This is a genomic window from Aeromicrobium fastidiosum (genome assembly GCF_017876595.1).
Lineage (GTDB): Bacteria > Actinomycetota > Actinomycetes > Propionibacteriales > Nocardioidaceae > Aeromicrobium > Aeromicrobium fastidiosum.
Genome location: NZ_JAGIOG010000001.1, coordinates 2892383 through 2918569, shown reverse-complemented (window position 1 = coordinate 2918569; position 26187 = coordinate 2892383). Strand labels below are relative to the sequence as shown.

28 protein-coding genes are annotated in these 26187 nt (G+C 68.3%); 14 read left to right on the top strand and 14 right to left on the bottom strand.

Going from position 1 to position 26187, the window contains the following annotated elements:
- Positions 1 to 66: 66 nt before the first annotated feature.
- The gene (locus JOF40_RS14500; protein ID WP_129184262.1) at positions 67 to 396 is read left to right on the top strand and encodes an MFS transporter; all 330 of its coding nucleotides are present in this window, start codon (positions 67 to 69) and stop codon (positions 394 to 396) included.
- Positions 393 to 1070, top strand: coding sequence for an MFS transporter (locus JOF40_RS14495; RefSeq protein ID WP_129184264.1), 678 nt, complete (start codon positions 393 to 395; stop codon positions 1068 to 1070). The genes JOF40_RS14500 and JOF40_RS14495 overlap by 4 nt, the downstream gene beginning before the upstream one ends.
- A gap of 6 nt (positions 1071 to 1076) precedes the next feature.
- Here the strand turns inward: JOF40_RS14495 and JOF40_RS14490 are convergent, their stop codons facing one another.
- The 3 genes from JOF40_RS14490 to JOF40_RS14480 form a co-directional block, all read right to left on the bottom strand.
- Complete coding sequence (locus JOF40_RS14490; protein WP_129184266.1) at positions 1077 to 2276, bottom strand: hypothetical protein; 1200 nt, start codon at positions 2274 to 2276, stop codon at positions 1077 to 1079.
- Complete coding sequence (locus JOF40_RS14485) at positions 2269 to 2787, bottom strand: SigE family RNA polymerase sigma factor (RefSeq protein WP_129184268.1); 519 nt, start codon at positions 2785 to 2787, stop codon at positions 2269 to 2271. Before JOF40_RS14485 ends, JOF40_RS14490 begins: the two co-directional genes overlap by 8 nt.
- 64 nt (positions 2788 to 2851) lie before the next feature.
- Positions 2852 to 3661: a MerR family transcriptional regulator gene (locus tag JOF40_RS14480; protein ID WP_129184270.1), complete on the bottom strand. Its 810-nt coding sequence runs from the start codon at positions 3659 to 3661 to the stop codon at positions 2852 to 2854.
- 78 nt (positions 3662 to 3739) lie between these two features.
- Here JOF40_RS14480 and JOF40_RS14475 point away from each other — a divergent pair, with 78 nt between their 5' ends.
- From JOF40_RS14475 to JOF40_RS14465, 3 genes are read left to right on the top strand one after another with little or no spacing between them, the layout of a single operon-like run.
- Positions 3740 to 4066 (top strand): nuclear transport factor 2 family protein, encoded by a 327-nt coding sequence (locus tag JOF40_RS14475; RefSeq protein ID WP_129184272.1) that lies wholly within the window; start codon positions 3740 to 3742, stop codon positions 4064 to 4066.
- 53 nt (positions 4067 to 4119) lie between these two features.
- The gene (locus JOF40_RS14470) at positions 4120 to 4869 is read left to right on the top strand and encodes a hypothetical protein (protein ID WP_129184274.1); all 750 of its coding nucleotides are present in this window, start codon (positions 4120 to 4122) and stop codon (positions 4867 to 4869) included.
- Positions 4866 to 5450 (top strand): RNA polymerase sigma factor, encoded by a 585-nt coding sequence (locus JOF40_RS14465; RefSeq protein ID WP_209674622.1) that lies wholly within the window; start codon positions 4866 to 4868, stop codon positions 5448 to 5450. The genes JOF40_RS14470 and JOF40_RS14465 overlap by 4 nt, the downstream gene beginning before the upstream one ends.
- Here JOF40_RS14465 and JOF40_RS14460 read toward each other — a convergent pair.
- Positions 5359 to 6012, bottom strand: a complete 654-nt coding sequence (locus tag JOF40_RS14460; protein ID WP_129184277.1) for a class I SAM-dependent DNA methyltransferase — start codon at positions 6010 to 6012, stop codon at positions 5359 to 5361. The two genes, JOF40_RS14465 and JOF40_RS14460, sit on opposite strands and share 92 nt — an antisense overlap.
- Positions 6013 to 6082: 70 nt before the next feature.
- Here JOF40_RS14460 and JOF40_RS14455 point away from each other — a divergent pair, with 70 nt between their 5' ends.
- Entirely contained in the window at positions 6083 to 6724 is a 642-nt protein-coding gene (locus tag JOF40_RS14455; RefSeq protein WP_129184279.1) for a dihydrofolate reductase family protein, read from the top strand.
- A gap of 16 nt (positions 6725 to 6740) precedes the next feature.
- Here the strand turns inward: JOF40_RS14455 and JOF40_RS14450 are convergent, their stop codons facing one another.
- Entirely contained in the window at positions 6741 to 7334 is a 594-nt protein-coding gene (locus JOF40_RS14450; RefSeq protein WP_129184281.1) for a hypothetical protein, read from the bottom strand.
- Between the two features lie 48 nt (positions 7335 to 7382).
- Positions 7383 to 8300 (bottom strand): DUF6615 family protein, encoded by a 918-nt coding sequence (locus tag JOF40_RS14445; RefSeq protein WP_129184283.1) that lies wholly within the window; start codon positions 8298 to 8300, stop codon positions 7383 to 7385.
- Positions 8301 to 8513: 213 nt separating this feature from the next.
- Here JOF40_RS14445 and JOF40_RS14440 point away from each other — a divergent pair, with 213 nt between their 5' ends.
- Positions 8514 to 8951, top strand: coding sequence for a hypothetical protein (locus tag JOF40_RS14440; RefSeq protein ID WP_129184285.1), 438 nt, complete (start codon positions 8514 to 8516; stop codon positions 8949 to 8951).
- Positions 8952 to 8998: 47 nt separating this feature from the next.
- Here JOF40_RS14440 and JOF40_RS14435 read toward each other — a convergent pair whose 3' ends face one another.
- From JOF40_RS14435 to JOF40_RS14425, 4 genes are all read right to left on the bottom strand, one after another.
- Positions 8999 to 11227, bottom strand: coding sequence for an nSTAND3 domain-containing NTPase (locus tag JOF40_RS14435; protein WP_129184287.1), 2229 nt, complete (start codon positions 11225 to 11227; stop codon positions 8999 to 9001).
- 309 nt (positions 11228 to 11536) lie between these two features.
- Positions 11537 to 11977 carry a DUF6308 family protein gene (locus JOF40_RS20380; protein WP_223148479.1) on the bottom strand — a complete coding sequence of 147 codons (441 nt, stop codon included), beginning with the start codon at positions 11975 to 11977 and terminating at the stop codon, positions 11537 to 11539.
- A gap of 100 nt (positions 11978 to 12077) precedes the next feature.
- Positions 12078 to 12443, bottom strand: coding sequence for a hypothetical protein (locus tag JOF40_RS14430; RefSeq protein WP_129184289.1), 366 nt, complete (start codon positions 12441 to 12443; stop codon positions 12078 to 12080).
- Between the two features lie 37 nt (positions 12444 to 12480).
- A complete protein-coding gene (locus JOF40_RS14425; protein WP_129184291.1) occupies positions 12481 to 14202 on the bottom strand; it encodes a DEAD/DEAH box helicase in 1722 nt (573 codons plus the stop codon).
- A 106-nt stretch (positions 14203 to 14308) separates the two neighbouring features.
- On the opposite strand from JOF40_RS14425, the gene JOF40_RS14420 reads away from it, so the two are divergent.
- From JOF40_RS14420 to JOF40_RS14410, 3 genes are read left to right on the top strand one after another with little or no spacing between them, the layout of a single operon-like run.
- Complete coding sequence (locus JOF40_RS14420) at positions 14309 to 14854, top strand: TetR/AcrR family transcriptional regulator (protein ID WP_188111845.1); 546 nt, start codon at positions 14309 to 14311, stop codon at positions 14852 to 14854.
- A 14-nt stretch (positions 14855 to 14868) separates the two neighbouring features.
- Positions 14869 to 15771, top strand: a complete 903-nt coding sequence (locus JOF40_RS14415; RefSeq protein ID WP_129184295.1) for a quinone oxidoreductase family protein — start codon at positions 14869 to 14871, stop codon at positions 15769 to 15771.
- Between the two features lie 24 nt (positions 15772 to 15795).
- Positions 15796 to 16818 (top strand): SDR family oxidoreductase, encoded by a 1023-nt coding sequence (locus JOF40_RS14410; RefSeq protein WP_129184297.1) that lies wholly within the window; start codon positions 15796 to 15798, stop codon positions 16816 to 16818.
- 155 nt (positions 16819 to 16973) lie between these two features.
- On the opposite strand, the gene JOF40_RS14405 is transcribed toward JOF40_RS14410, so the two are convergent.
- The gene (locus tag JOF40_RS14405) at positions 16974 to 18104 is read right to left on the bottom strand and encodes an HNH endonuclease signature motif containing protein (protein WP_129184299.1); all 1131 of its coding nucleotides are present in this window, start codon (positions 18102 to 18104) and stop codon (positions 16974 to 16976) included.
- A 130-nt stretch (positions 18105 to 18234) separates the two neighbouring features.
- Here JOF40_RS14405 and JOF40_RS14400 point away from each other — a divergent pair, with 130 nt between their 5' ends.
- Positions 18235 to 18585 carry a VOC family protein gene (locus JOF40_RS14400; RefSeq protein WP_129184301.1) on the top strand — a complete coding sequence of 117 codons (351 nt, stop codon included), beginning with the start codon at positions 18235 to 18237 and terminating at the stop codon, positions 18583 to 18585.
- 197 nt (positions 18586 to 18782) lie between these two features.
- On the opposite strand, the gene katG is transcribed toward JOF40_RS14400, so the two are convergent.
- Both katG and JOF40_RS14390 read right to left on the bottom strand, forming a co-directional pair.
- The gene (gene katG / locus JOF40_RS14395; RefSeq protein WP_129184303.1) at positions 18783 to 21035 is read right to left on the bottom strand and encodes a catalase/peroxidase HPI; all 2253 of its coding nucleotides are present in this window, start codon (positions 21033 to 21035) and stop codon (positions 18783 to 18785) included.
- Positions 21036 to 21077: 42 nt separating this feature from the next.
- Entirely contained in the window at positions 21078 to 21509 is a 432-nt protein-coding gene (locus JOF40_RS14390) for a Fur family transcriptional regulator (RefSeq protein WP_129184305.1), read from the bottom strand.
- 102 nt (positions 21510 to 21611) lie between these two features.
- On the opposite strand from JOF40_RS14390, the gene JOF40_RS14385 reads away from it, so the two are divergent.
- A complete protein-coding gene (locus JOF40_RS14385) occupies positions 21612 to 23147 on the top strand; it encodes an acyl-CoA carboxylase subunit beta (protein WP_209674620.1) in 1536 nt (511 codons plus the stop codon).
- Positions 23148 to 23159: 12 nt separating this feature from the next.
- On the opposite strand, the gene JOF40_RS14380 is transcribed toward JOF40_RS14385, so the two are convergent.
- A complete protein-coding gene (locus tag JOF40_RS14380; RefSeq protein WP_129184307.1) occupies positions 23160 to 23780 on the bottom strand; it encodes a hypothetical protein in 621 nt (206 codons plus the stop codon).
- Between the two features lie 104 nt (positions 23781 to 23884).
- Here JOF40_RS14380 and JOF40_RS14375 point away from each other — a divergent pair, with 104 nt between their 5' ends.
- Entirely contained in the window at positions 23885 to 25363 is a 1479-nt protein-coding gene (locus JOF40_RS14375; RefSeq protein ID WP_129184309.1) for a serine/threonine-protein kinase, read from the top strand.
- Positions 25364 to 25403: 40 nt separating this feature from the next.
- Complete coding sequence (locus tag JOF40_RS14370) at positions 25404 to 26180, top strand: nuclease-related domain-containing protein (RefSeq protein WP_129184311.1); 777 nt, start codon at positions 25404 to 25406, stop codon at positions 26178 to 26180.
- The last annotated feature ends 7 nt before the right edge of the window (positions 26181 to 26187 follow it).

The window sequence follows — 26187 nt, the reverse complement described above, 5'->3', positions numbered from 1 at the left end:
ACACGACCTCCGAGCCGCGGATCGCCCTGTGCACAGACCTGCGGATCGATCGCCTACGGTCGTTCGGTGACGCCCACTCCCCCACCCGTCGCCGACGGTCGCGGCCGGCTCGGCGCCTCGCTGATGTTCTTCACCAACGGCGTCGCGATCTGCGCCGCAGCAGCGGCCGCCCCGCTCATCCGCCGCTGCGGTGCCACGCGGGTGACCTGGGTCGGCTCCGCCGCGCTGGCCACGATGATGGCCGTCGCCGGCGGCAGCCCGACCGTGTGGGTGTTCGCGGCGGCACTGTTCGTCGCCGGAGTGGTCGACGCGATCGTGGACGCCGCCCAGAACGTCGCTGGCATCGCGGTGGAACGGTCGTACGGGCGCTCGACATCCCCATCGGTCTGCAGATGATCGTCAACGGGTCGGTCTGGAGCCTCGTCGCGCTGATCGCGAGCCGGCTCGCGTCGGCCGGAGCAGCGCTGCAGCCGGTCGTCGAAGAGCGCCCCGCTCCCGCGCAGGCGGGTTCGCGTCCGGCCTGGCGGCTGCTGGCACCGCTCGTGCTGCTGGCGATCTGCGGCACCCTCGTCGAGGACATCGCCAACAACTGGGCCGTGCTGTTCATGCGGGACGAGACCACGGCACCTGTCGCGGTGGCCGGGCTCGCGATCACCGTCATGGTCGGCGCGCAGTTCGTCGGCCGACTCCTCGGCGACCGGATGACCGACCGGTGGGGACGCGAGAGCGTCGCGCGTGCCGGCGGCGTGCTGATAGCCCTCGGCATGGGCCTCTCCGCCACCAGCCCGACCGCCGCGGTGGCGCTCGCCGGCTTCGCCCTGGCCGGGTTCGGGAGCGCCACGCTCGTCCCGGCAGCATTCGCCGCGGCCGACCGAGTGCCGGGTCTTTCGGCGGGGACGGGGGTCGCGATGCTCGGGTGGCTCATGCGACTCGGCTTCCTGCTCACCTCACCGAGCGTGGGTGCGCTGTCGGACGCGACCGACCTGCGGGTCGCCCTTGTCATCCCGGTCGGAGCCGGCGTCGTCGCAGCCACGATGGCGCACCTGGCGCTCCGGCGGGCGAGGCGCTAGTCGCGGTCAGGAGCCGAGGTACCGGCCGGCCATCCGGATCTTCCCGGGACCGTCCGGCACGGCGTGCGACGCACACTCCCCTGTGATGGCGTCGCACGTCGTGACCTTGGTGCCGTCGACGCGCATGAGGCGGCCATCCGGCGTCCACCCGTAGGTGCGGGCGTGACCTGGCAGAGTGATGCGGCGACCGGTGTCGACGTCTGTGACGTAGACGACGGGCTCGCCGACGACCTCGTCCAACGCGGCGTCGAGAACCTTGCGGACGCTCCCGTCGTCATCGATCTCGACGAAGGTGTTGATCGTCTCGACGAACCGTCCGTCGGGCGACAGCGTGTTGGACGCCCAGCCCGGCTCGCCCGGCTCGCTCGACACGGCCAGGTCGTCGGTCGAGCGCAGCGCCTTGGAGTCGCCGAGACGGTAGGTGACGGCCCCCAGGTCGTTGCCGAGCGCACGGCCACCGCCTGTCGACGGCAATTGCCCGACCGGCAGATCCTCGACGCGCTCGCCCGTCCGCCAGTCGATGACCTGCTGCGCTCCGTCGACGCCAATCACGACGTAGTCACCCGTCAGGCCGATCGGGGGGACGTCCCACCCGGCCCACGTGTACTTCGCGTCGTAGTCGCGCTTCGCGAGCTCGCGTCCAGTCGACGCCTCTACCACGTGGATCTCGTATCCGGCGTCCTTCGTGGTCAGGTAGGCGAAGCGGTCGGCCTGCGCGTCCGTCCCGGGCACGATCTTGCCGGGCAGCTTCAGGTCACGCACCGATCCGTCCGTGCCGACGTAGACGTAGTCTCGCTTGACGTCCCCCGCTTCGTTGTTCGAGACGCCGGCCACGACACCGTCCGCGGTGTACAGCATCATCTGGATCGTGGTGCCGACGTCGACCGAGTACGTGGGGTCGCTGAACCACAACGTGTCGCCCCGCGAGTACGCGCCGCCGGTGCGGTAGGCCGCGGAGACGAGGTCGACGTCGCCCGCCGAGAAGCTGGTGCTGACGTCGAGACGCGTCGGGGCGCTGTCGTGCCCGGTGCCGACGACGATCGCCGTGCCTGCCACGGCCGTGACGACAATGCCCGTGATGCCACGGCGCACGACGGCGCGACGGCGGCGCACCCGACGTCCTCGCAGCATGATGCGGGCGACGTCGAGCTCGGGGACGGGCTCGGCGTTGGCGTGGTCGCGGATCTGCTCGAGCAGGTCAGTCATGGTGACGGCCTTCCGGTGAGAGGTGGGCGTGCGAGCGCAGCGCGGCGAGCGCTGCCGAGGTCTGGCTCTTGACGGTGCCGGCGGTGACGTTGAGCAGGTCGGCGGTCTCCTGCACCGACAGGTCGTCGAGGAACCGCAGCGCGACGACAGATCGTTGACCCAGCGGCAGCGACGCGAGGACGTCCGCCAGGGCAACGCGATCGACGAGCCCGGACGAGTGGTCGTCGCTGGACTCGGTGTCGTGCGCCGTCACGTCGGCGGCCTTCTCGTGCGTCCAGGAGTGCTTGCGGAACCAGTCGTGCGAGAGGTTGACCATGACACGGCGGGTGAAGGCGTGCGCCTTGTCCGCCTCGCGGAGCCGAGGCCACGCGAGGTAGGTCTTGACCAACGCCGACTGCACCAGATCCTCGGCCAGCTGCGGGTCGCCGACGATCATCACCGCTGTGCGGTAGAGCCGCGGCCACGCGGTGGTGGCGAACTCGCTGTAGTCCGCCTCGCTGGTCTGGCGCACGCTGGCTCCTCGGTGTGGAAGACGCTGTCACCTTCTAGACGGGATGGGCTGCCCGTTCGGTTGGCTACTCGTCGGAGGCGGTTGCCGAGACCCGGAAGACGGGCCACCCGATCTCGGTGCGCCAGGCCGATGCGTCGGCGGTGTCGCGCGGCCCCACGAGGTACGTCTCGCGCACCGGCCCGGAGACAGCGAGCGCGTTGGCGACGACCCACGAGCCGAGCTCGCCGTAGGTGACCTCGATGTCGTCATGGTTGCCCACGTGCGTGGTTACCGCCAGCTCGACCGCGGGGAGCGTGACGGGGCGGACGCGGCCGACGTGCGCAGCCTCGGACGTGGGTCGGTACACGAGCACGTGGCCGTGGCCGTTCTCGAACAGGGCGTTGTCGAAGAGACCACCGGGTGCTCCCGCGCGGTCCGTGACGACGGCGTCGAGCTCGGCCATCGCGCCGGCGTACCAGGCGAGGACGTCGTCGAGCGCCACGTCGTCCTCGACGGCGGCGACCGTCGTGGCGGGCACCGAGCGCAGCTCGACCTGCAGCGGTGCCGGGGCGGGGGTGAGCAGCCGCCGCAGGGACGAGACCGCCGCCCGGGTGCGGTCGAGCTGCGACTCCAGACGCTGCAGGTGCTCTGCGACGAGCGCGGCGCGGACGTCCGGATCGGGTGTGCGCAGGATGTGCTGGACGTCCGACAGCGGCACCTCGAGCTCGCGGAGCCGGTGGATGACCTGGGCGGTCGGGATCTGGTCGGGGCTGTAGTAGCGATAGCCCGTCGCGTCGTCGACCGTCTCGGGCACGAGCAGGCCGGCGTCGTGATACCGGCGCAGCGTGCGCACGCTGAGGTGGGTGAACCGTGAGAACTCGCCGATCGCCAGCACGCGCCCAGTGTGCACCCTCTCCCCGGGGGAGAGTCCAGTGCTTGCGTCTCCCCCGCCGGGACGCCACAGGGTGATGGCATGACAACTCTTCCTGACACCATCAGCACCTTCCTGACCGCCCACGCTGCCGACGACGTCGAGGCCACCCTCGTCACCCTCGCGCCCGACGCCGTGGTCACCGACCAGGGCAGCACGTTCCGCGGCACCGACGAGATCGACCGCTTCCTGCGCACCGCCGCGAGCGAGTACACCTACACGACCGAGCTGACCGGCTCCGAGCGCGTCGACGACGACCACTGGGTCGCCCGCATCCGGATCGAGGGCAACTTTCCCGGCGGCGTGGCCGACCTGGCGTACCGGTTCACGCTGGCCGACGGGCTGATCACCGAGCTGCGCATCGGGTGATGTGCATGTAACGCGTCGACACTTCTAGGTTGAGGCACGATCTGGGAGCGACGATGACACACGACGACACGAATCACGGCTGGACGGACGACCACGGCCCAGCGCTTCGGGCCGCGGCACCCGAGGTGCCGCAGCTGACCCCCGAGCATGAATCAGAGCTGTGGCAGCAGATTGAGTGCGCCGGACGTCAGCCAGTGGTGCGGCGCACCCGGCGCTGGAGGACGGTCGTCGCCGGCATCGTCGCGGTCGGGGCTGTGGGTGTCGCCGGTGCTGCAACCGCGAATGTGCTGAGCGCGCACACCGGGAGGTTCGCGTCCGACGCGGAGGATCTCGAGCTCGGCGGTCCCGGGGAGCGGATCGACCCGGCAGCTCCCGACTTCGCGACCGTCCTCGACGGCGCAACGCGCGACATCCACTTCCCTTCGCTGTGGACGCGAGCCAATGCCCTGAGCTGGGAGGTCGGTGACCTCTCCGACGAGGACACGGTCGTCTCCATGGGGGCGCTGCGCCTGTGGATAGCCAGTCACGCCGTCTGCTCGTGGACCGACCGGTGGGCCGCGGCCCTGCGAACAGGTGACGAGCCCGCCGAGGACGAGGCCGCGGCGGTGATCCTCAGCGCTCGCACCTGGCCGTCGATCACGGACACCGACGACGAGCTAGCGAACGAGTCCGAAGCCTCGTGGCTCCCCGTCCTCGAGCGGGCAGTCCGTTCGGAGCAGCCGTCCGCGGCCGCAGCCGCGCTCAACGGCCAAGCCTGCATGCCCGGGCTCGCCCCCGAGCTCGGCTACGACCCACGATGGTGACTCCGCGACCCGCGACACCGGCGGACGTCGAGGAGCTGTACCGCCGGCACGCACGCGAGATCCACGGGTACCTCTGTCGCCGGGCCGGCGAGTCGGGCGCGGACCTCCTCGGCGAGGTGTTCGTCATCGCACTGCGCCGCATGAATGACCTTCCGGCAGCGGAGCTGCGGCGTGCCTGGCTGTTCGGGACGGCACGAAGGCTGCTCCTGGCCGCGGAGCGAACGACGTCCCGGCGACGTGTGGCCGAGCACGAGCGCGTCCGCGTCCACGACGGCCGGGCAGGCGACGCGTCCGCCGATGGGGCTCCGTCGGTGCGGGCGGTGCGTGAGGCGCTCGCATCGCTCAAGGAGCCCGATCGGGAGCTCATCCGACTCACCGAGTGGGAGCAGCTGTCGATCGCCGACGCCGCGTCGGTCGTGGGCATGCGCCCAGGGACGGCGCGGGTCCGACTGCACCGGGCGCGTCGTGCCTTGGCGGCCCACCCGTTGCTCATCGAGCTGGTGCAGCGCCCCGCCGAGATGTCCGGACGTGCATCAGGTGGCACTCCGGGAACCGGCGGAACCCGTCGGCCGGCGGGGTGACCATGCGCCAGCGCTCGGCGAGGCCGACGGTCGCGAGCATCGCCGACATCGCGTCCGGCCGCCACCGCCAGGCGGGTGCCACGACGTGGTCGAACTCCTCGACGTCGTGCGCGGCATCCGTCTCGATCGCCTGGAACGCGGTCATCACGACGCCGCCCGGCCTCAGTCGCATGGCCCATGCGGCAAGGACGTCCGCGAGCTGCTCGGGCGGCACGTGGATGAGGCTGTACCTCGCGAGGATGCCGGAGAGCTGCCAGGTGCCCAACGACCCGAGGCGTGCGTCGTCCTGGACGAGCGCGAGGTCGGGGAACCGGCGGCGCGCGTGCGCCAGCATCTCGGCGGACGGGTCGACACCGATGACGTCGAACCCCTTTGTCGACAATTCGTGCGCTTGGTGGCCAGTGCCGCAGCCGACGTCGACGACGGGTCCGGATGCTCCGCTGTCGGCCAGCGCCGTGTCGAAGCGGTCAACGGCGGCACGCTCCTCGTCGGACGAGTAACCGTCGGGGAACGTCTGGTCGTACAGATCCGCCAAGGCGTCGTACCCGGGCTGATCCGTCATGGCGCCAACGTATCGCCGTGCCCGCGACCCGGTGCACAATGGGCGCGTCTCCCAGCCGAAGGACCCCGACATGACCCGAGTGCGCGCCGACATCAACATCTCCCTGGACGGCTACACGTCCGGCGGGCACGATGTGGAGAACCCGATGGGCCAGGACTGGGGACGTCTCATGGCGGCCTACACGTCGACCCGCACGATGCAGGAGCGCGTCTTCGGCGACACCACCGGAGCAGGGACGACCAGCACCGAGGACGACTACGCGCGGGCGTACTTCGAGGGCGTCGGTGCCGAGATCATGGGCGCGGGCATGTTCGGCCTGCACACCTTCCCGGACGATCCGGACTGGGAGGGCTGGTGGGGCGACGAGCCCCCGTTCGACATGCCGGTCTACGTGCTGACCCACGCCGCACCGCGGCCGTCGCTGACCAAGGGCGGCACAACCTTCCACTTCCGCAGCGGCGCCATCAAGGACGTGCTGGCCGAGGCTGTCGCGTCCGCCGACGGTCAGGACGTTCGTATCGGCGGCGGAGCCAGCACCGCCCGCGACTTCTTGCTCGCCGGTCTGGTCGACGACCTCCACGTCGCGATCGCACCGATCGTGCTGGGGCGCGGCAACCGCTTCTGGGACGGACTCGAGGGGCTCGAGCTCACCCACCAGGTGACGACCGAGGTCGCCGAGAGCGGGACGACGCACGTGACGTTCCGGCGGTAGATGGCTGCTTGACGGCTCAGGCGTCGGCCGTTTGGAGATCATCGGACGGCTCGGTGCCGCCGCCTGAGTACGGGTCGGCGAATCGGTTGAGCGCGTCGAGGTAGCGACCGCCCACCTCGATGCGGGTGACGTCTCGGTACTTCCAGCGCTCGATCTCAGGTGCCCACTCCCCGTCGCGTCCGACGTAGTGGATGTCGAACGACTTCTTGCGGAGCTCGATCAGTCGGCCGATGATCAGGGGCTCGTCCTCAAGCACCTCGCAGTAGAAGGTGAAGATGCCGTCTCGAGCTGACGCCAGAACGAGCAGGTCGGACACGCTCACGTCGTCGTCGCAGGTGAACTCGGTGACCGTCTCGCCGAGGGCTGCGATGGCGCGGTGGTGATAAGCGTCGTCGTCGCGGAACAGAACCCGTGAGATGTCCCGCAGACGCAGCATCACGATGCCGTCGAGGTACACGCCGTCGAGCGAGTGCAGAACCACCCAGTCGTCCGTCAACGCGAGCACGAACCCGTCGGTGAAGGTGAGCTCGAAAGCGTCCCTGACGATCGTCGCGATCCGGCCGTCCTCCATGGACTTGAGCAGGCGACGATCAATCTTGGTCTTCCTCATGGGCCTCAGTATGAAGTAGTACGAACGTTCATCGCCGTTGGCAATCGACTACCGTCCATCGAAGAACGGCATCACGACGGAGACGCGCGCCGCTGCCTCGACCGGACGGTCGTCGATGTCCGGCCGGTCGACATCGAGGACCTCGGGTGCGGGAGCATCCCGTGCTGCCAGCAGACGAGCCGCCCAATCAGGTGGGTTCGGGGTGGCCAGGCCACCCAGCGTCCTACCCGTCGAATCGACAGCGAGGCCGTGCTCGTCGTCATGCAGGAGGTGCTCGATCTGGAAGTGGAAGTCGCGGAGAAGAGATGGCGACGCCTTCGCGGCCAGCATCAGCGCCTCGTCGAGGCACATGCTGATACCCACCGGCGTCATCGCGGGGCCCACGCAGTGGGAATTGGTTCCCCACGCCCCCAACTGCGTCCGACTGACCGACGGGCACGCCCCGAAGGCTGTACACGCGTAGTCCGGAAAGTGTTGAGGAGGTGCCAAGCTCACGAAGGGGGGAAAGAGGTCGTTGTAGAGCAACATCCCCGGGACACGACCGTGAGCGTTGGCCCAGTCGATCAGCTTCTGGTTCTGCGACGGAGACCACCTGGAGTACGTTGCTGAGGATTTCGACACCTTCAGCGCCTTTGCCTGCAGCAACAGATTGAGCCACAGGCCGGGACCGATCTCCACCGCGAGCTCGAGGTCCGCACCGCTTGGGACATGCACCTGCCGCCCCTTCCGCTGGTAGCCCCCCTCCAAGCGCTTGGTGTGCTGCACTGCCAACACTCCTACCTGCTGTCCGTAGTACGCAAGATGGCGCAGCAGATTGCCGGTGGTCGTCTCCTCGTGCTCGGTGGCTGCCGTGACAGTGAAGTCAGTGTGCATCTCCTTGACATAATTTCGGGTCAGCCCCGTCTCCCATCTCGCCTGATGCGAGACGTTCCACAGCAGTTCCTCAGTGCTTCCCGCGATCGTCATGACCCGGACGCTAGACCTGTTCTCTGCGATGACGTGATTAATACCTGCGACGGGCTTCGAGCGGTGGAGAACTTGTCACCGACGTGACAAGTCCTGTGCCTTCCGGCGCGCGCCGATCAATCCTCCTTGACAGCCTGTTCCATCGGCGGGGACGATCGAGCGACGACGAAGGCGCCCGACGGCGATTCGCTCGTGCCCCAAGGGGGCAGCAGTGTGACACCAGACATCCAGCTGAAGCCGGTGGTGATCGGCCTCGCAGTGTCAGCAGCGATCCTGGCCGGGGTGTTCACGGCGGGCGCGGTGTTGGGCGACGATCCTCGGCCGCCATCGGCGTCCCCCTCGCCGACCACTCCCGACTCTCCTTGGGCCACGGCCCACAGATCCATCGGCGAGCGCTGCGACGACGTGCTGACACGTGGCGGTCCGCGGGTGTCGGAGCAGACGGCCGACGCCGATCGCGAGTACATGACCGAGCAGCTGATGGGCGGCCCGCCCGACACCGGGGACATCCGCAGCGTCGGTCTCAGCTCGTGCGGGGACCTGCCCGTCGTGAGCGTCGGGGTGCGGCACGACCGGGTGCGGATCCCGGCTATCGCGCCGGGAGGCACACCCGTCGTGGTCTTCCGCGAGCTGCCGATCGTCGCGTTCTGACGGTATCCAGCGGCGCTACGGCGCCCAAGACCGCCAGCTGGAAGGCGTCAGAACCGATCAAAATAGGCCGAGATGGCGGAGTCAGTATCGCTGAGGTCCCGGGCCGCCCCTCGCTCGGACTCGGGTGCGGTCTCACTCGTGGCCTCGTCTGACTGGTTCTCTCGCTCTGATGCCTCGTCGAAGTAAGCGTCGAGGTCATATGTACCGAAATCGTCACTCAATGATCTAAGTGTAGATAGCTCCGGCGGCGCAGGATCCCAGCGCTCGAGTTCCGCCTCCGCATGCTCGGTGAATCGCTCCGCGTAATCGCCTGGCAGCGGATAGGTTCCCTCGGAGGCTAGAAATAGACCGAGGAGCCTCCAGTCTTCCGTGACAGAGAGCTCACCTTTCAGCCAATCCTCAAGCACAGCCTCCGCAGCTGGAGGAAAGAAGTCCCTCGCTTGGGAGCGCGCCCCGAAGATGAAGTCATACGCCAACGTCTTATCGCCTTTGTGGTTCGTCCAGCGGGAGAGGAGGTGAACGGCGTGCGACTTCAGCCATTTCTTCTTCGGTCGCCACGCCGCTGGCAGACTGACTACGAATGCGAAACGGTCCTCCAACGACTCGGACGCGCTGCCGTGGTAATTCGTGCGTGGTGCGAGCGGGTCGCAAGTGTATAGGCGATCGGCAGCCGCAGAGTAATCAGCGGCGGCGAGAGAGCTAAGCACTTTCGACCGGGATGCACTGGTGCCAGACCTATCTGAGACGGTCGTAGTCGCTGTCTGGGATGCCCACAGACGTTCGAGCTGTTCGAAGTGAGTTGCGCTTCGAATCAGGTCGCGCTGCATCTCCGTGTCATCCTGCAACTCATTGAGGACAAAATCAACAATGGAGGGATTGTGAAACTGCACGACCGCTCCGCGGTGGTCCTGATTTACGGCGATAAAAGTCCCCTCCAACGTTTCCAACGACCGCTTCAACGCTGCTGACGAGAAGGGAAGTGAAAGCCGTTCGAGGAGACTTCGGTACGCAACCTTGACCGCTTCCAGCTCGACGGACCCACTAAACGACGCGAGAACGAAAAGTAGGGCCCTGTCCTGATCCGTTAAGTGACTCTCAAATGTCCTTCGCCAGAGCGTCGAAGGGTTGTCGAGGGCGTACACGAATGCGTCGAGCCAAGATCCCTGGCTAGCATCCCAGTCTAGCCTTGTGCCGTATTCGACCAACCTAGGACTGAAGTTCGGGTGATCGATAATTCGCTTCCACCCGCCATCCGAGAGTTCCGAAAGGGCGGATGGACTAAGCCCGGAACGCCAAGCATGATTGTAAAGAATCCGAGCTCGGTCGTTTCTGGAGTAATGCTTCAGTTCTAGGATATATCGACCACGCCGACTAATCCCGTCAAGGCGCGAGTATGCAATCCGGGCGTCGCGCAAGATGTATTCGCGCGTCGTAAGGATGAGCCGCGTTGATTTCTGAAAACGAATCTTGTCCACAAAATCGCTCAACCGTGAATCCTCATTCTTCCCAAGCCTTTCAGAAAACGCGAGTTGACCTAGGAAGTCATCATAAATGAACACTTGGGGCCTATTAGGGTCAAGTGCAGTCCACGCTTCGTCGATGTCGCCGGAAACCTCTACTACATCGAAGCCGCGCCGCATATGATCTGCAATAAGCATGTGAGCCAAGACCGTTTTCCCAACGCCAGGCTGCCCCGCAATCAAACAAACCTTCTCTTTTTCGAGAATGTTCTTTGCGCGCTCAAATGTGCCCATTCCAACATAGTTAGAGATTGTTCGATCAATGCGCTCCCGCAACGCTTCGGATCTCGAGGCCAACTCGGGGTGCATTGCCCAGAACAGATGCGCGCCCGTCGCTAGCCATAACTTGACATGCTTGCGGTCGACCGTCTCGTTCTTGTCCAGCAACTGATCCAGATCCATGCCACTGAAGACGTCGCTGGGATCCCTCATCCACGGATCAAAGAGATCACAGATCTGGCCTTTTTGATGGACGGTAAGTTCGCGCGAGGTAGCGAACACGTAGCGAGCTGGTTTTAACTTGCGAACCTTCGGGATCTCCTTCGATGCGGATGCTTTGAGTTGCCCAAAGGACGAGTCCAGATAATGCTTGCACTGAGCAATCCCGTACTTCGCCGAACCTATTCTCCAGCGGAGGTCAATCCCCCCGTCCGCTCCTCGGCCGAAACGCTCAATGCGGGTATTAAACTCCGCACCAAGCAAATCCGCCGAAAGCTCTTCAAAATCGATATCGGTCAAAGTCCGCCAGTTTCGCACCGTTGCACTATCTCATCGCATGCGGCCCACACGGGTCTCGACGCTCCAACCGCGCCAAATCGCGCGGGCTAGCCATTGCGCAAACCAGAGGAGCTGAGCCAACTGAGGCTGACGGCACAGATGGCCTGCGGAACGTGGCAACCCAGCCGCGGACAAACTTCTCCTCGGCGTTGATGAGCAGATCGACGCTGGGAATCTCAAGCTCGAATTGGACGAGGCCGGCCTCGGATGCGTGGCTCATAGAGCCGCGAACCCGTACTTGCCGCCCATCCAGGTCACGACTTCGATCACTCTGACGGCGCAGACCTGTCAAGGAGATCGGCGTTTCGTCGCAGTCTCACCGGGCGCTCTTGGAGGGAGGTGTCTGCGGTCAGATGCGCTCGCAGCGAATTCCCTAGTTGATGAGGCCCAATAAGTTCGGCTAGGAGCCGAGTCGTAGATGGGACGTAGGTGAGGCCTCCTTTGGACCGGCAACTTGCTCGCCGTGGTGGGTCGGACACCGGGAGAGTCAGCAGCGCGTCGTGGAGGTTCCACCCCCGCCCAGTCGGCGGGCCACAGTTCGACAGCCGCGTCGACGAGATCCCGGCCAGGACCCAGAACCGATGGCAGGTCCGTTACCGCCTGTGCTCGGGTATCGAGCAGCCGGATGGCCGCCTGCGCCCGACACGTCCACCGACAAGAATATGACGGCCACGAGGTCGTCTGCCGTGAAGCAGTCGCGGTCGGCCATGCGTAGTAGCGGCGCAGCACGGCCAGGGCTCGAGCGTCGCTAGGGTCCTGCAACAGGTGAGGGAGGCGCGTTCGTCGACCATGGCACGCGTCAGGTTCATGCTCGACGGACGACGATCGCTCAGTCGAGCGTGGTGTCGACCCAGCCGATGAACCTGCTGCCGACTCCCGGCACCTCGGCGCGCAGGTCGCTGGTACGCGGGGGCGGGAGCTCGGACGAGTCGTGGGAGTCGCAGCTGACGTAGGTGAACGTCGGCCACCACTTCTTGGGCCTGGCCTTCTCGCTGAATCCGCAGACGTCGCACACCAGATCGACCCAGACCGGCTTCTTGCTGGTGCGGTTGGTGCGGGACTGGACGAGCCACGGTGGCGGGTTGCCCTCGATCTCGCTCAGTTGGTCCTCCGTGAGGTGCGCCGGAAGTCCGTGGCGGGCCGCCATCTCCAGCGGGATGTCCAGACGCTGGGCGGCGTCGCGTCGAGTGATCATCGCCCCGAACGATAGTCGAGGGCCGATCGAACGCTGGTCAGGCGTCTGCCGTCATCGCTGCGGGCGGCAGCCAGTCGGCACCGAGCAGCGCCGCGAGGTCGGTGAGGCCGGAGGTGTCGCTGCCCACGGAGTCGGAGGCGGCGGCGATCCGTTCCACCATGACCTTGCCGACTTGTTCCTCGACGGTGCCCTCGGCGTACGCGATGTGCCACGGCGACACCTGGTGATCGCGGTGCGTGCGGCCGGTCACCTGTCGTGCGGCGATGCCGGAGAAGCGGGCCTGGTGGAAGATGCCGACTCGTGGCTGGGTGCTGGCCTGTCGGCCGTCCGCGAGGGTCTCGCCGGCGTGCAGACTGATGGACGCGACGGTGGTGAAGACGCAGACCTTGGCCCCACCGGTCTGGAACCGGAGACGCTCTGCCTCGACGTCGAACCGGTCGCGGCCGTAGATCGTCGCCACCTCGATGCCGGAGTCGCGCAACCGGTCGACGATGGGATCGGCGGCGGTCGTGACGAACTCGACCGAGCACGCGACCTGCCGCTCAGCCTGCACCTGCTGGGCGATCCAGGCCACGGTCGAGTCGACCCGGATCAGCCCGGCCTTCTGGCGGAACCGCAGCAGCGCAGCTCGTCCCTTCGCGACGCTGCGTCCGCGCCGAGCGAGGTCCATCTCGCGGCAGAACTCTCCCCACTCGGCCTCGTAGGCGGTCCGTTCGATCGGCGTGAGCGTCACCGGCATGCCGGAGATCGGCACCGGCCCCCACGAGGCCGCGCGGTGCAGCATCGCCGGGGGACGCTCGTCGGCGAGCCAGCCGCGCACCAGCCGGAGGTCTGCCGCCCGCCGCTCGGGGTCGGTCGTCCAGGTCGCGCCGTAGCGACCGTGCTCCACCCCGACGCCGTGACGCTCGAGCGCGGCGGCGAACGCGGGGCCCGGTTTCGCCGCAGACGTCCACTCCCGCATCGGCTCCCCCAGCACCTGCGCGTAGGCGGGAGCGAGGTACGGCAGCTCGAGCGGCGTGTGCCCGGGCGTCGCGGTCGTCGCGATGACGAACGGTGCCTTGTCGTGCGGCAACCGGTGACCCGAGATCGTCGCCCAGAGCTTCCACCGCTTGGTCTCGGTGCGGCGCAGCGCGTGGGCCTCGTCGGCGATGATCACGTCCCAGGTGTGGTCCTTGACCTTGTCGAGCCTGTCCCAGGTGATGACGACCCACTCGAGCCCACCGTCACCCAGCGCCGTGATCGTCCGGCACCAGTGCCCGATCGTGATGGCAGCGGGACGATCGGCGACGACGAGAACGCGCCGGGCACCGCGAAGGTCACCGACTGCCGTCGCGCCGAGGACGGCCGAGATGGTCTTGCCCACGCCCGGCTCGTCGGCCAGGAGGAACTGCCGTCCACCGGCGGCGGCGCGTTCGGCGATCGCGTCTGCGGCCTCGAACTGGATCCTCCGAGGCTCGAGAGCACCCGTCGGCTCAGGGCCTGGCTTCGGGTCGTCGGGGTTGAGGGAGTTCTCGATGAACCGCCCCAGCGTGTGTGCTGTGGGGGCGTACGGCTCGAGGTGCACCGGCAGCGCGCGCCCCACGAACAGGTGAGTCTTGACCGCCGAGTGCCAGGCAGCACCGTCGACCTGCGTCCCGTACGGGACGTCGAGCACCCACAGGCGCTCCCCCGGCCCCGCGACCGGCAGCGGCGCTGGCGCCTTGCCACCCCGAGGCGACGAGCTTCGTCGGCGGGCCTTCGATCGGCGGGTACTGGCCACGCCCGGACGCTACACGGGTCACGAGCGACTTTGCTGCCTGCCCGGTCACGGCGCACGTCCGAACTTTTCACTTGTCGATTGGCTAATGAAATGTAGAGTGGGACCCATGACGAGAGCCGAGCAGGCCAAGCGCACCAAGCAGGCGGTGCTGAACACCGCGCGGCAGCTGTTCGCCGACCGCGGGTTCGCGGGCACGTCGCTGCAGGACATCGCAGACGCCATGGGCGTCCAGAAGGCGAATGTCTACTACTACTTCAAGACCAAGGCGGCGATCCTCCATGCGCTCCTGGACGAGCGGGTCTCCGCGTTGGAGGCACTGCTCGAGTCCTTCGAGTCGGAGGCCTCGAGCGAGGTGCGCCGCGAGCGGATGATCGCCGCCTATGTCGACAACGCGGTCACCGCCTACCGCACGGTCGCCCCGGTCGACTTCGCCGACCCGGCGGTGCGGGCGCAGCCGGAGGTCAAGGAGCGGGTGGACGCGCTCATGGGCCGGTTCGCTGCGGCGGTCCTCGATCGTCAGCCCACCGTCGATCAGCTCGCTGGCCTGGCTTTCCTGCAGGACCTCAAACCAGCGCTTCGCGCGCTCGACGCACTGCCCGACGACGAGCTGCGCGCAGCCCTGGCACGCCTGTGTCACCGACTACTGGCATGACGAAGGAGAAACAGATGTCCCACGCGATGGTGATGACGGAGTTCGGTGCGCCCGACGTGCTCGAGTGGCAGGAGGTGCCGGCCCCTGAGCCAGGGCCGGGCGAGGTGGTCATCCGCGTCAAGGCGGCCGGGGTGGGCCCGACAGACCTTCACATCCGCGCGGGTCACCTGGCCGCCGTCTTCCCCCAGCGCGCAGGAGACGTCCTCGGCTTCGAGGCAGCCGGGGTCGTCGAGGCCGTCGGTATCGGTGCCGATGCAGCCGTGGGTGACGAGGTCGCTGCGCTGCTCGCTGACCAGGGAGGTTACGGCGAGCTGGTGCGCACATCGGTCTGGCATCCGAAGCCCCCGTCGGTGAGCTGGATCGACGCGGCCGCGCTGCCGGCGTCCGCCGAGGCAGCGGTCGGCACCTTGCTCCAGAGCCACGCCGCACGGGGAGAGACCTTGGTCGTCCTGGGTGCTGCAGGTTCGGTCGGATCGATCATCGTGCAGCTTGCCCGTGCGAACGGGGTCCGCGTCGTCGGAGCGGCACGCCAGCGAGATGCAGAGCTCGTCCGAGAGCTCGGCGGCGAGTTCGTGAAACACGACGACAACGTCTTCGACCGCGTCGCCCGCCGCGTCGATGCCGTCATCGACGCGGCGGGACGCGGCGGTCTGACGGCCGCCGTCGCGGCTGTCGGCGACCCCAGCAGGGTCGTCACCCTGACCGGCGGTCCAGAGGTCGCGTCCTCTGGGGCGCTCATGTCGCACCCCGGCCCCGATCGTGCGCCGGGCGCGCTCGCCGTGACGGTGCCGATGCTCGCCGCCGGGACACTGCGCCTCAAGCGGCGGCGGGTAGTGCCGATCACGGAGGCGGCCCAGGCACACAGATTGCTCGAGTCGGGCGAGACGCACGACAAGCTCGTGCTGACCTTCGACTGAATCCATGCGAAGAGGAGAAACACCATGACCGACGACCAGGTGCTCGTCACAGGAGGCACTGGCTTCCTCGGCACTCACGTGATTGCTCAGCTGCTCGGCTCCGGCCATCGGGTACGGACCACGGTGCGTGACCTGGGCCGCGAGGACGAGCTGCGTGAAGCGCTGGCCTCGGCCGGGGTTCAGAGCGGGGATGCTCTGCAGCTCGTCGTGGCCGACCTGTCCGAGGACGACGGGTGGAACGACGCCGTCGAGGGAGTCCGCTTCGTCCTGCACGTGGCCTCCCCATTCCCACCGGCGATGCCCGACAGCGATGACGACGTGATCCGCCCCGCTCGCGAAGGCGCGCTGCGAGTGCTCCGCGCGTCGCGTGACGCCGGTGTCGACCGGGTCGTCATGACGTCGTCGTTCGCCGCCGTCGGCTACGGACACGAACCGACGGACGAGGCGTTCGACGAGCACACGTGGACCAACGTCGACGCGCCGCTCAGCGCCTACATCAGGTCCAAGGCCCTGGCGGAGCGGGCCGCCTGGGACTTCATGGACTCGGAGGGTGGGGACCTCGAGCTCGCGGTCGTCAACCCCGTCGGCATCTTCGGCCCTCCCCTGACGTCAGACCTGTCGGCCTCGACCGGTCTCGCGCACCAGATGATGACCGCCATGCCGGCGGTTCCACGGCTCGCGACGACAGTGGTCGACGTCCGCGATGCGGCGGACCTGCATCTCCGAGCGATGACCGACCCGGCGGCCGCCGGCGAGCGGTTCTTGGCCTCGACCGGAGAACCGCTGACGTTCCAGGAGGTCGCACGGATCCTGCGTGCCGCGGTCGGACACGACCTCCCCGAGCTGCCTCTGCTCCCCGACGAGGCCGTGCACCAGGCCGCCAGGACCGACCCGGGAATGGCCGGCATGGTCGGCGAGCTGGGCAAGGTGCGCCGGGTCTCGAGCGAGAAGGCCCGGACCGTCCTGGGCTGGACTCCGCGCTCGAGCTCCGATGCGCTGGAGGCCACGGCTCGCGCCCTTCGTGACCTGGGCCTGTTGGGCGAGTAGGTGCTTCGCGTTGGCAGCAAACGCGGAGGACGTTGCGGAGCCCGTCGTGCGTGGGCTCCATCAGCCCGAACGACTCGACGCCGGTCTGCTCCTGCGTCGCGTCGGTGCGACCGAGGCCCACGCCGTCGTCACGAGCGCTACACGGGTCGCCGTGTTCAGGCTGCCGGTCGTTCCGGCTGGGGTCTGGTGCTCCAGTGCAGGAGCCCATGCCCCTTGTAGGTGTGGTGTCTTCGGCACAGTGGCCCGAGGTTGTCACCCCGTGTCGGGCCGTGTGGCCAGGGAACTCGGTGGTCGATGTCGCATCGTTCGGCCGGGACCACGCATCCCGGGCCCTGACACGTCCCGTACAAGAACCTGAGGGCGATGTTGAGGACGTCCGGGGCGAACCGACCCACGTACTCATGGGCCAGGACGTCGTCACTGACTGGGTCGACGACGATCCGGTGCCAGAACGTGGACCCGGACGCGATGACCGCTGCGATCCACGCAGCCGGGACACCCCAGGTGCCGTCGGTGGACTCCGCGAACCCAGGATTCGCGCCGGCCAGGACGTCGGCGTCGATGGTGACGCCGATGTTCGCATCGATGACACCTTCGGCGACATCCGATCCCAGGAGCCAGGCGGCGACCAGGTCAGCCTCGCGCTGCGCCACAGTGCGGTTATCGCCCGGGTCGGCCGGCCGGCGGGCTTCTTTCCGGAGCCGGTCAGCTACAGCAGCCAACTCATGCGATGGCAGGTACGCGCCCAGGAACCCCATCGAGTCATCACCGTGCTGCACGGACACGTGCCGCTTGGCCCGCTCGTCCTCGGCCCGTTCTGTGGCCAGGTCGGCCTCAACCCTGCGCACGAACCGCTTCAACCAAGCCCGCAGCTCCGCGACGGTGTGGGTCTCGGCGTACTCGACGACCTTGGCGTCGAGGCGGTGCACCGACTCGGCCCGCTTCAGTTGACTGATCGTGTGCCCGATCTCCCGCACCCGCGCCAAATCGATGCGCCCGTCGGTGAAGGCGTTCCACGTGGTCGGCGAGTGATCACGGACCGTGTCGGCGAACGACAACCGGTGCTGCACCTGCCCCTCGCTGAACCCCATCGCCTCACCGATCGCCAACGCGATCGCACCACGCTCGACCAGCCGCCGCATCGGCGACTCAGCCTCCGCCTCGATCCGTTCCAGCTCACGATCGCGGAACTCCAGCATCAACGCGACCTCTCGAGCCTCGGCCCGCGCACGTTCACGAACGACGTCGGTCAAGACGTCGATCGGAACAGCTGCGGTGGTGGCCATACATCCAACCTAGACGCCGCCACCGACACCCCGTTTTCGCTGCGATCGCAGCCTGTGCACAACCGATCGACAACCGAACAGCGACCGCTGCTGGGTGGTTGCTGCGTCGAGGCGGTGCCAGACTTGAACGATGAAAGCAGTAGAAGCCATCGCCAACCTGCACACCGACGACATCGAGCGGGCGAGGGAGTTCTTCGGGTTCCTCGGGCTCACCGACGACGGAATGAACCAGGGCTGGGTGGCCCGGTTCACCTCCGCGGACTCGGGAGCGTGCGTCCAGGTAGTGACACGGGATGCGACGGCACCAGAGGACTCCGCCATGACCATCAAGGTCGATGACGTCGACACCGCCTACGAGGAGGCTCAGCGGCGTGGCTACGAGATCGTCCACCCGATCACCGACGAACCATGGGGCATCCGCCGGTTCTTCGTCCGAAGTCCTGATGGCCACGTGGTCAACGTCGCCCAACATCGCTCATGAGCGATGCAGGCGCGGGTCCATCGGCGAGGAAGGAGCCTGGTCGGGCCAGCCGTCGATGGTCGCCTCCAGCTCCAAGACCGCGCTCGACGCGCTCACCGTGCACGCCGCGCGAGAGTTCGAAGGCACCGCGCAGAAGGTCAACGCCAGAGCCCCCGCCAGCATCAACGCTGGCGGGGGCTCTGTGCGAACCGAAGCGATCAGACCAGGTCGTAGCGGTCCAGGTTCATGACCTTGTCGAACGCGGCGACGAAGTCGCGGACGAACTTCTCCTTGGCATCGTCGCTGGCGTAGACCTCGGCGATGGCGCGCAGCTCGGAGTTGGAGCCGAACACCAAGTCGTTGCGGGTGCCGGTCCACTTGACCGCGCCGCTGTCGTCGCGGGCCTCGAACACGTCGGCGGCGTCGGACGTCGCCTTCCACGTCGTGCCCATGTCGAGCAGGTTGGCGAAGAAGTCGTTCGTCAGCGTGCCGGGCGCGTCGGTGAGCACGCCGTGCGACGAGCCGTCCCAGTTGGTGCCGAGCACGCGCAGGCCACCGATGAGGACGGTCAGCTCGGGAGCGCTCAGCGACAGCAGGTTCGCGCGGTCGACCAGCAGGAACTCCGCCGGCAGGCGGTGACCCTTGCCGAGGAAGTTGCGGAACCCGTCGTGCGCCGGCTCCAGCGCCGCGAACGACTCGACATCGGTCTGCTCCTGCGTCGCGTCGGTGCGACCCGGCGTGAACGGCACCGTGATGTCGTGGCCGGCAGCCTTGGCAGCCTGCTCGACACCGACGACTCCACCGAGCACGATGACGTCGGCCAGCGAGACCTTGACGCCCTCGGCGTTGAACGCCGTCTGGACACCCTCGAGCGTCCGCAGCACCGACGCGAGCTGGTCGGGGTTGTTGACCTCCCAGCCGCTCTGCGGCTCGAGACGGATGCGAGCACCGTTGGCACCGCCGCGCTTGTCGCTCGCCCGGAACGTCGAGGCCGAGGCCCACGCCGTCGTGACGAGCTGCGAGACCGTGAGACCCGTGTCGACGATGGCCTGCTTGAGGGTCGAGATGTCGTTGGCATCGATGACCTCGGCCGGGGCGACGGGCAGCGGGTCCTGCCAGAGCAGCTCCTCCTGCGGCACCTCGGGGCCGAGGTAGCGCTGGATCGGGCCCATGTCGCGGTGCGTCAGCTTGAACCAGGCGCGGGCGAACGCGTCGGCGAAGGCAGCCTGGTCGTCCTTGAAGCGGCGCGCGATCGGCTCGTAGATCGGGTCGAAGCGCAGCGCCAGGTCGGATGTCAGCATGCGGGGCTCACGACGCTTGGTGTCGTCGTGGGCCAGCGGCACCATGTCGGAGCCGGCGGATCCGACCGGACGCCACTGGTTGGCACCCGCGGGGCTCTTGAACAGCTCCCACTCGTAGCCGAACAGGATGTGGAAGAACTCGTTGTCCCAGCGCGACGGGTGGTACGTCCAGGTGACCTCGAGGCCGCTGGTGATGACGTTGTCGCCCTTGCCGTCGCCGAGCGACTGCTTCCAGCCGAGGCCCTGCTCCTCGATCGAGGCGCCCTCGGGCTCGGGGCCCACGAACTGGTCGGGGTCGCCCGCGCCGTGCGTCTTGCCGAAGGTGTGACCGCCGGCGATCAGCGCCACGGTCTCCTCGTCGTTCATCGCCATGCGGCCGAACGTCTCGCGGATGTCGCGCGCCGAGGCGAGCGGGTCGGGGACGCCCTCGGGGCCCTCGGGGTTGACGTAGATCAGACCCATCTGGACGGCCGCGAGCGGGTTGTCGAGCTCGCGATCACCGGTGTAGCGCTTCTTGCCGCCCTCGTCGCCGCCGAGCCACTCGCTCTCGGGGCCCCAGTAGACGTCCTCGTCGGGCTCCCACACATCGGCGCGACCACCGGCGAAGCCGAAGGTCTCGAAGCCCATCGTCTCGAGGGCCACGTTGCCGGTGAGGATCATGAGGTCGGCCCACGAGATCGCAGCGCCGTACTTCTTCTTGATGGGCCACAGCAGGCGGCGGGCCTTGTCGAGGTTGCCGTTGTCGGGCCAGCTGTTGAGCGGGGCGAAGCGCTGCATGCCGGCCCCGGCACCGCCACGGCCGTCGCTCGTGCGGTACGTGCCGGCGCTGTGCCACGCCATGCGGATGAAGAACGGGCCGTAGTGACCGAAGTCGGCGGGCCACCAGTCCTGCGAGTCGGTCATCAGCGCGGCGAGGTCGGCCTTGACGGCGTCGAGGTCGAGTGCATTGAACGCCGCGGCGTAGTCGAACTCCTCGCCCATGGGGTTGGCGACGACGGGGTGCTTGCGCAGGATCTTGAGGTTGAGCTGGTTGGGCCACCACTCCTGGTTGGCCGAGCCGGCGGTCGGGTGCGGACGCTCACCGCCCATCACGGGGCACTTCGCGACGCCCTCGTTGCTCTCGTCGTTCATGTCGCCGACGACGGCGTCGTGGTGCTGGTTCTCGGGCATGTGGTTCCTTCCGGAGTGGTGGAGTGGAGACGTTGAAACAGTTCAAGAGGCGCGGGTCGCGGCGCAGGCGGGGCACGTGCCCCAGTAGATGACCTCGGCCTCGTCGATGTCGTAGCCGTGGCTGTCCGACGCGACGAGGCACGGCGCGCTGCCGTGGGCGCAGTCGACGTCGGCGATCGACCCGCACGAGCGGCACACCACGTGGTGGTGGTTGTCGCCGACGCGTGCCTCGTAGCGAGACAGCGAGCCGGATGGCTGGATGCGCCGGACGAGGCCGGCCCCGGTCAGCGCCTTGAGGACGTCGTACACCGCCTGGTGCGACACGTCGCCGGCCTCGGCACGGACGGCCCCGATGAGGCTGTCGGTGTCGGCGTGCGGGTGCTCGTGAACCGCGGTGAGCACCGCGACTCGGGGCCGCGTGACGCGCAGTTCGGCGGCTCGGATGAGCTGCTCGATCTCCGGCGCGGTGGGCATGTGACCAGATTACGGCCAAACTTGAATGAGTCAAGGAACGACACGCAGCGTTCGCCTGATCGTCACCCCGGGCCCCGGCAACCCGGCTGTTAGCGTGCGAGCGTGACGATCCGACCCGAGCTCCTCGACCTCCTCGCCCGTCGTGCCCTCACTGAGGACGCGGCCCGCCCCGACGCTGTCGATCGGCTCCACGCGCGGGGCGGGCGCACCGCCCGCGAGAACGTCGCCGCCCTGGTCGATCCCGGCAGCTTCGTGGAGTACGGACGCTTCGTCACCGCCGCGCAGGCCTCGCGCCGCAGCGTCGACGACCTGCTCGACCGCACCGTGGCCGACGGCATCGTGGGCGGCCTTGCCACCGTCGACGGCCACGCCTGCGCCGTGATGTCGTACGACTACCTCGTCATGGCCGGCACCCAGGGCATGCGCGGCCACCGCAAGACCGACCGGCTTCTCGACGTCGTCGCACGGCTCGCGCTGCCGACCGTGTTCTTCGCCTCGGGTGGCGGCGGACGGCCCGGCGACACCGACATCCCGCTCGTCTCGGCGCTCGACGTCACGACCTTCGCCGCATGGGCACGTCTGTCGGGGAGGGTCCCGCGCATCGCCGTGGTGGACGGCAACTGCTTCGCCGGCAACGCCGTCATCGCGGGCTGCGCCGACCTGATCGTCGCGACCCCGCAAGCGTCGCTCGGCATGGGTGGCCCGGCGATGATCGCCGGCGGCGGGCTCGGCGACGTGGCCGCCGCCGACGTCGGTCCGATCGACGTCATGACCGCCAACGGCGTGGTCGACGTCGTGGTCGACGGCGAGGACGTCGTCGCCGAGGCCCGGCACCTGCTGGGCTACTTCCTCGGACCGGTCGACGACTGGACGGCATCCGAGCAGGCCACGCTGCGCGAAGCCGTCCCCGAGGGCGAGCGCACCGCGTACGACGTCCTGCCGATCATCGAGACCCTCTGCGACGACGACAGCGTCACCGTCCTGCGCCCCGCGTTCGCGCCGGAACTGGTCACGGCGCTCGGACGGATCGAGGGCCGCACCATCGGGCTGATCGCCAACGACACGCGCCACACCGCCGGGGCGATCACCGCCGACGCCGGCGACAAGGCCGCCCGCTTCCTGCAGCTGTGCGATGCCCACGGCTTCGCGGTCGTCTCGCTCGTCGACACCCCGGGGATGATGGTCGGCGCCGACGCCGAGCAGACCGGACTCGTGCGGCACACGTCCCGCCTGTTGGTTGCCGCCGCCCGCATGCGCGTGCCCCTCATCGGCGTCGTCCTGCGGCGCGCCTACGGCCTCGGGGCCCAGGCGATGCTCGGCGGCAGCACCCACGAGCCGCTCATGACCGTGGGCTGGCCCGGCGCACACCTTGGCGCCATGGGCCTGGAGGGAGCCGTCCGCCTCGCGATGCGCAAGGAGCTCGAGGCGATCGACGACCCGGATGAGCGCGAGCGCCAGGTGCGAGAGCTCACGGCCCACGCGCAGGCCAACGCCAGCGCGCTCAACGTCGCCCGGCACTTCGAGATCGACGACGTCATCGATCCCGCTGAGACCCGCGGGCTCGTGGCGCAGCTCGTGTCCGCCGCGGCCCGCGACGGACGGCTCACCGGCAGCGGTGCCGCCATCGACACCTGGTGATCCTGCTCCCGCTCAGTCGATCAGCCCGGCGGCCGCCGCCACCGCGAACACCACGACGACGACCGACAGTGCGAGGAGCAGGCCGGAGACGAACGGTCTGCGCTCCACGAACGGCGACCGCATGCCCACGGACGCCTTCAGCTCGAACCGTCTCGCCGGCGTCTCCCTGAGCTGCACCCCGAGCTCGGCCGCGATGGCCCGCTGCGTCTCGGCACCCCACAACGGGTGCACCCAGATGCTCTCCCGACCGTCCGTCATCAGGAGGATCCGGTCGCTGGCGTTCGTCGTCCAGCCGCGCAGCACCGGCGCGAACGCAGCCCCGTAGCTCTCGACGTCCCGGTGCACGACGGTCCGGACGGTGCTGCGGTGCCCACCCTTCACCAGCTCCACGGTGTCGGGCGTGACCACGATCGTCCGGCTGACGCCATGGCGCCAGACGGCGATGAAGGCGATGGGCGCCGTCACGCCCACGACGACGGCGAAGAGCGCCGGGGCGGCCCACCAGTCCTGGTCGGCCAGCAGCGCGACAACGGCCACCACCGCGAGCACCATGAAGATCGCCAGCATCACGAGGCCATCGGCACCGGTCCAGGTGCCCCGCCGCAGCGGCTGAAACTCGCGGTCTTGGGTCACACGCCTGATTTTCGCACCTGCCCGGCAGGTCGTGGTGCCAGCGCCTATGTTGGGACGTCGGGAGCTGGACCGACGAGGACTGAATCGATCAAGGAGGCGGCGGCATGCTCGCAGGCAGGTACGAGCTCGACCGCGAGATCGGTCGCGGCGGCATGGGCTCGGTCTGGCTCGGCCACGACACCGTCCTCAACCGGGACGTCGCGATCAAGCAGATCGGCATGGCTGCCGGCGGCGTCGCCCCTGATCTCGAGCGCGCCGAGCGCGAGGCCCACCTCGCCGCCCGCATCAACCACCAGAACGTCGTCGCCGTCTACGACCTCGTCGACGAGGACGGCTACCAGTGGCTCGTCATGGAGCACGTCGACGGGCCCACCCTCGCTGCGCTGATCGCCGACCGCGGTTTCGTGCCGCCCGCCGAGCTCGCCTCCATCGCCGGGCAGGTCGCCGGTGCCCTGGCGGCTGCGCACGCCCACGGCATCGTGCACCGCGACGTCAAGCCCTCCAACATCCTGCTCACGAGCGCCGGGGTCGCGAAGCTGTCCGACTTCGGCGTGGCCCGCGCGCAAGCCGATGCGTCGCTGACGCAGACCGGCATGGTCACGGGCTCCCCCGCCTACCTGTCGCCCGAGGTCGCCAGCGGCCGCCCGGCCACCAGCGCCAGCGACGTCTGGTCGCTCGGCGCGACGCTGTTCCACGCGCTGTCGGGCCAGCCGCCCTATGCGGTCAGCGACAACGTGCTCGGCACGATGTACCAGATCGTGAACGACGAGCCCCCGCGTCTGGACGGCAACGACCCGCTGACGACGCTCGTGGCGTCGATGATGCAGCACGACCCCGCGGCGCGTCCCACGATGGACGCCGTCGAGGCCACCGCAGCGGGTCAGCCACTCAGCCCCGTGCCGACGATCGACCTGGAGTCGACGCAGGGGTTCGCCGCATTCACCGACACCGTGGCCGCGCCGGTTCCTGAGAGTGCGCCGACACCTACCGCCGCCCCCGAGCCCGTGCCGACGACGGCGTTCCGTCCGCTCGCTCCGCCGGTCGCGACGGAGGCACCTGCGCCGACGGCACCAGTCGCCACACCCGCCGCGCGCAGGCGTCCTCCCGCGTTCTGGGCCGCCGTCGCGGCGGCTGGCGTCCTCGTCGCGCTGGTCGCGTTCATCGCCTTCGGGCGCGGCGACGGCAAAGACCCCGCGGACGACCTGCCCAGCGCGACGGGCACCAGCCAGCAGCCCGCTGCCACGGACGCGACCCCGACCGAGCCCGAAGCCGTCGACGGCGTCACCGCTCAGGCGCTCGAGGGCTTCGTGGCCGACTACCTGACGACTGCGGCGAGCGACCCCGACACGGGCTTCACGCTGCTGACCCCCGCCTTCCAGGAGGAGAGCAAGGGCATCAAGGGATACAAGGGCTTCTGGAAGGACGTGACCGACGTCAACGTCAAGCAGGTCGAAGCCGATCCCGCCACGCTGCGGGTGTCCTACACGTACTCGTACAAGAAGAAGGACGATCCCCGCGAGGACTCCGTGACGCTGCAGCTCGAGAAGTCCGGCGACACGTTCCTCATCGCCGGCGAGGCCTGACCGACCGGTTGGTGACCCTGCCAGGTGATCTGATCTGTGCATGTCGTCGACGCGCACCTACTCGGGCAGGCAGCTTCGATCGCTGTGGGGTGCCTTCCTGCGCAAGAACCGGCGTAGCATCGTGGTCGTCGTCGCCGTCGAGATCATCAGTTTCAGCATCGGCACTTGGGCGCTTCTCCACGCCTTCGGCGACGGCCCCGTGGTGACGTACCTACTGGGTGCCCTCCACGCAGCCATCGTGGCGATTCTCTACTTCACGCTCCGCATCTCCTTCATCGCCGCCAACCAAGATGCCGTCCGACAGATGCGCGGTGACTTCGGCGAGACGTTCACCCGGGACGAACTCAAGAAGGCCAAGCGCCGGAGGCTCATCTGGGGATGGGTCGACAGCATCACGGTCTCAGGGGGCGACATCGACCACCTCGTCGTCACCCGGGGAGGGGGGCTCGTCGCCATTGACTCCAAGTGGCGCAGCAGCACGATCGGCAGCGACATCGAACGATCGGCCGGGGCGGCACTCAAGTCAGCGGGGCGCGCGACGTCCGTCCTGCGACACCTCGGGTACTTCAAGCGCGAGCACACGGCTCGTCGCAGGGCCGATGAGCGGTCGGTCGTCGTTACGCCCCTCGTCGCGTTGTGGGGACCGATCAGTCACGACGTTCCGCCGGCAGCACGCGTGCAGGACGTCGACTTCATCGCCGGAACGCAGCTGGTCGGCTGGCTGCGTCAGCGGAGCTCAGAGAAGATCAGCCGGCGAGCCGCGAAGGTGCTGTTGGACGAGCTCGAGGACTTCCGCAAGGAGCACCAACAGTCCTGACCACGAC